This is a genomic window from Nocardioides sp., from assembly GCF_035703625.1.
In the GTDB taxonomy this organism is placed as follows: domain Bacteria; phylum Actinomycetota; class Actinomycetes; order Propionibacteriales; family Nocardioidaceae; genus Nocardioides.
In genome coordinates this window covers 1-4366 of the sequence record NZ_DASSXS010000323.1, presented here as the reverse complement: position 1 = coordinate 4366, position 4366 = coordinate 1, and the positions used below count along the sequence as shown (strand labels likewise).

Here is a 4366-nt window from a genome sequence, read left to right as displayed (position 1 = left end):
CGGCACCAACTTCGCGCTCTTCAGCGAGGTGGCCGAGCGCGTCGAGCTGTGCCTCATCGACGGCGACGGCGAGGAGCTCACCGAGCATCGGATCGAGCTCACCGAGGAGGATGCGTTCGTCTGGCACTGCTACCTCCCGTCGGTGCAGCCCGGGCAGCGGTACGGCTACCGCGTCCACGGGCCCTGGGACCCGTCTCGCGGACTGCGGTGCAACCCCCACAAGCTCCTGCTCGACCCCTACGCCAAGGCCACCAGCGGCGAGATCGACTGGGACCAGTCTCTCTTCGGCTACGACTTCGGCGACCCCGACTCGCGCAACGACGACGACTCCGCGCCGCACATGACCTACGCCGTCGTGATCAACCCGTTCTTCGACTGGGAGGGCGACCGAAGTCCCAGCGTCCCCTACAACGAGACGGTCATCTACGAGGCCCACGTCAAGGGGCTGACCCAGCTCCACCCCGAGGTGCCCGAAGACCTCCGGGGCACCTACGCCGGCCTGGCACACCCCGCCGTCACCGATCACCTGGCCAAGCTCGGCGTGACCGCCATCGAGCTGATGCCGGTCCACCAGTTCGTCCAGGACAGCACGCTGGTGGAGAAGGGCCTGCGCAACTACTGGGGCTACAACACGCTCGCCTTCCTCGCACCGCACGCCGACTACGCCGCGACCTCGCGCGACGAGCAGACCCGCGGCCAGCAGGTGCAGGAGTTCAAGACGATGGTGAAGTCGCTGCACGCGGCCGGCATCGAGGTGATCCTCGACGTCGTCTACAACCACACCGCGGAAGGGAACCACCTCGGTCCCACGCTCAGCTTCAAGGGGATCGACAACCCGGCCTACTACCGACTGGTCGAGGACGAGCCGCAGTACTACATGGACTACACCGGCACCGGGAACTCCCTCAATGTGCGTCACCCACACTCGCTCCAGCTGATCATGGACTCGCTGCGCTACTGGGTGACCGAGATGCACGTCGACGGGTTCCGGTTCGACCTGGCCTCGGCCCTGGCCCGCGAGTTCTACGACGTCGACCGCCTCGCGACCTTCTTCGAGCTCGTGCAGCAGGACCCGATCGTCAGCCAGGTGAAGCTGATCGCCGAGCCCTGGGACGTCGGCCCCGGCGGCTACCAGGTGGGGAACTTCCCGCCCCAGTGGACCGAGTGGAACGGCGCCTACCGCGACACCGTCCGCGACTTCTGGAGGGGCGAGCCGTCCCTGGGCGAGTTCGCCTCGCGACTGGCCGGATCGTCGGACTTCTACGAGCACTCCGGGCGCCGGCCGGTCGCCAGCATCAACTTCGTGACCGCCCACGACGGGTTCACCCTGCGCGACCTGGTCTCCTACAACGAGAAGCACAACGAGGCCAACGGCGAGGACAACAACGACGGCGAGAGCCACAACCGCTCGTGGAACCACGGCGCGGAGGGGCCGACCGACGATCCCGAGGTGCTGGCCCTGCGCGCCCGGGACCAGCGCAACTTCCTGGCCACGCTGCTGCTCAGCCAGGGCGTGCCGATGCTGCTGCACGGCGACGAGCTCGGCCGCACCCAGGACGGCAACAACAACACCTACGCCCAGGACTCCGAGATCTCGTGGGTCCACTGGGACCGGGCCGACCAGCCCCTGGTGGAGTTCACCGCCGCGGTGGCGAGGCTGCGACACAACCACCCGACCTTCCGCCGCAAGCGCTTCTTCACCGGTACGACGGTGCGCACCGGCAACGGCGAGCGCCTCAACGACATCGTCTGGCTGCACCCCGAGGGCCGGGCCATGGAGCCCGCGGACTGGGAGAGCGACGGGAAGACGATCGGGATGTACCTCAACGGGAACGGCATCGCCGGAAAGGACGTCCGCGGCGGCACCATCGTCGACGCCCACTTCCTGCTCTACTTCAACGCCGGCGACCCGGTGGAGGTGACCCTGCCGCCCGCGGAGTACGCCGACGCGTGGGACGTCGTCCTCGACACAGGTGACGCGCTCGACGACGTGGAGATCTGCAAGGCCGGGACCCCCATCGCCCTCGAGTCACGCAGCCTCGTGGTGCTCCGTCAGCACGCCGGGCCCGAGGAGGAGCCGGACCACTCCGTGGCCGCCTCCCTCGCCGCGCAGGCGGCCAACGGCTGAGCATGCGCACCCCCAGGAACACCTACCGGCTCCAGATCACCGAGCAGTTCGACCTGTTCGAGGCCGCGCAACGCCTGCCCTACCTGCGTGACCTCGGAGTGGACTGGGTCTACCTCTCGCCGCTGCTCGCCGCGGAGCCCGGCAGCAGCCACGGGTACGACGTCGTGGCACACGACCGGATCGACCCGGCACGCGGTGGCGAGGCGGGGCTGTCAGCGCTGGTGAAGGAGGCGCGGCGCCTCGACCTGGGCGTGCTGGTCGACATCGTCCCCAACCACGTCGGCGTCGCCACCCCGGTCGAGAACGGCTGGTGGTGGGACCTGCTGCGGCACGGACCGGCCTCGGTCCACGCCGACGCCTTCGACGTCGACTGGCCCGCGGGCGGCGGACGGATCCGGATCCCGGTGGTGGGCGACGACGACCTGCCGGCGGAGGGCGGGCCGATCGCGAACCTGGTCCTGGTCGACGGCGAGCTGCGCTACCACGACCACCGCTTCCCGATCGCTCCCGGAACCGAGGGCGAGGATCCCCAGGAGGTCCACGACCGTCAGCACTACGAGCTGGTGAGCTGGCGGGTGGCCGACCACGGACTCAACTACCGCCGGTTCTTCGCGGTCAACACCCTCGCCGCGATCCGGGTGGAGGACGCCTCGGTCTTCGACGCCTCGCACGCGGAGATCAGGCGCTGGTTCGACGAGGGGCTCGTGGACGGGCTGCGGGTCGACCACCCGGACGGGCTCCGCGAGCCGGGCCGCTACCTCGAGGACCTGGCCGGGCTCACCGGTGGCGCCTACGTCCTGGTCGAGAAGATCCTCCACCCCGGTGAGGACCTGCCCGCGTCGTGGGCGACCGCCGGCACCACCGGGTACGACGGCCTCGCCCTCATCGACCGGGTGCTGACCGACCCGGCAGGCCAGGAGCCGCTCGACCTGCTGGAGACCCGGCTCCGGGGTGCCCCGGTGCACTGGGAGCAGCTGGTGCACGACAGCAAGCGCGCGGTCGCCGACGGCATCCTGGGATCGGAGGTCCGGCGCATCGTCCGGGAGCTGTCGGAGGTTGAGGTGCGAAGGCCGTCCGGGCCTGAGCCTCGAAACCCCGTAACGGAGGCGGGGCCTCCGGTCGAGGCCCTCGTCGACGCCGTCGCCGAGCTGCTCGCCTGCTTCCCCGTCTACCGCTCCTACCTGCCCGAGGGTCAGGCCCACGTCGACCAGGCCTTCGCACTGGCCCGGCGGCACCGCCCCGACCTGACCGCCACCCTGGACCAGCTCCAACCCCAGCTCTCCGATCCGGAGTCTGCCCCCGCCCTGCGGTTCCAGCAGACCAGCGGGATGGTGATGGCCAAGGGCGTCGAGGACTGCGCCTTCTACCGCTGGTCGCGGCTGACCTCGCTCAACGAGGTCGGGGCCGACCCCGCGATCTTCTCGATCACGCCGCGGAAGTTCCACGAGCAGATGGCGGCGCGTCAGGCCGAGTGGCCCGACACGATGACCGCGCTCTCGACGCACGACACCAAGCGGGGCGAGGACGTCCGCGCCCGGATCGCCGTCCTCGCCGAGATGCCGTCCGTGTGGGAGGCCGCACTCGACGAGCTGCTCCGGCTCGCGCCGGTACCGGACCCGGCGTTCGGGGCATTGCTGTGGCAGGCCGTCCTCGGCGCCTGGCCCGCCGACGACGACCCTGACCTGAGGTCCCGGCTGCACGGCTACGCCGAGAAGGCGATGCGCGAGGCGGGCGACCACACCACCTGGACCGCTCCGGACGCGGGATACGAGCGGGCGGTGCATGCGGCGGTCGACTCGGCCTTCGACGACGAGGACGTGGACCGGGTGCTGCGCAGGCTGCTCGAGGCGACCGTGCGGCCGGGCCGGTCGAACGCCCTCGCGGCCAAGCTGGTGGCGATCACCATGCCCGGGGTTCCCGACGTCTACCAGGGCTCGGAGCTGTGGGAGCAGTCCCTCGTCGACCCCGACAACCGACGCCCGGTCGACTTCGGTCTGCGGGAGCGGCTGCTGGCCGACCCCGGGTCGAACCGCCCCGACCGGACCAAGCTGCTGGTGACCAGCGCGGCGCTGCGCCTGCGCCGCGACCGTCCGGACCTGTTCACGACCTACGCGCCGGTGACGGTCGAGGGCCCGGCCGCGGATCACGCGTTGGCGTTCGACCGCGGCGGCGCGATCAGCGTGGTCACCCGGCTCCCCGTGGGTCTCGCGGACGAGTGGGGCGACACCCGACTCGAGC

2 protein-coding genes are annotated in these 4366 nt (G+C 70.7%); both read left to right on the top strand.

Annotated features, from left to right (window positions below):
• Nucleotides 1-2128: glycogen debranching protein GlgX (glgX, locus tag VFN12_RS17065; RefSeq protein WP_325119983.1), on the top strand; the 2128-nt coding region annotated here is incomplete at its 5' end.
• 2 nt (nt 2129-2130) lie between these two features.
• On the top strand, nt 2131-4366 hold a 2236-nt coding region (gene treY / locus VFN12_RS17060), incomplete at its 3' end, for a malto-oligosyltrehalose synthase (protein ID WP_325119982.1).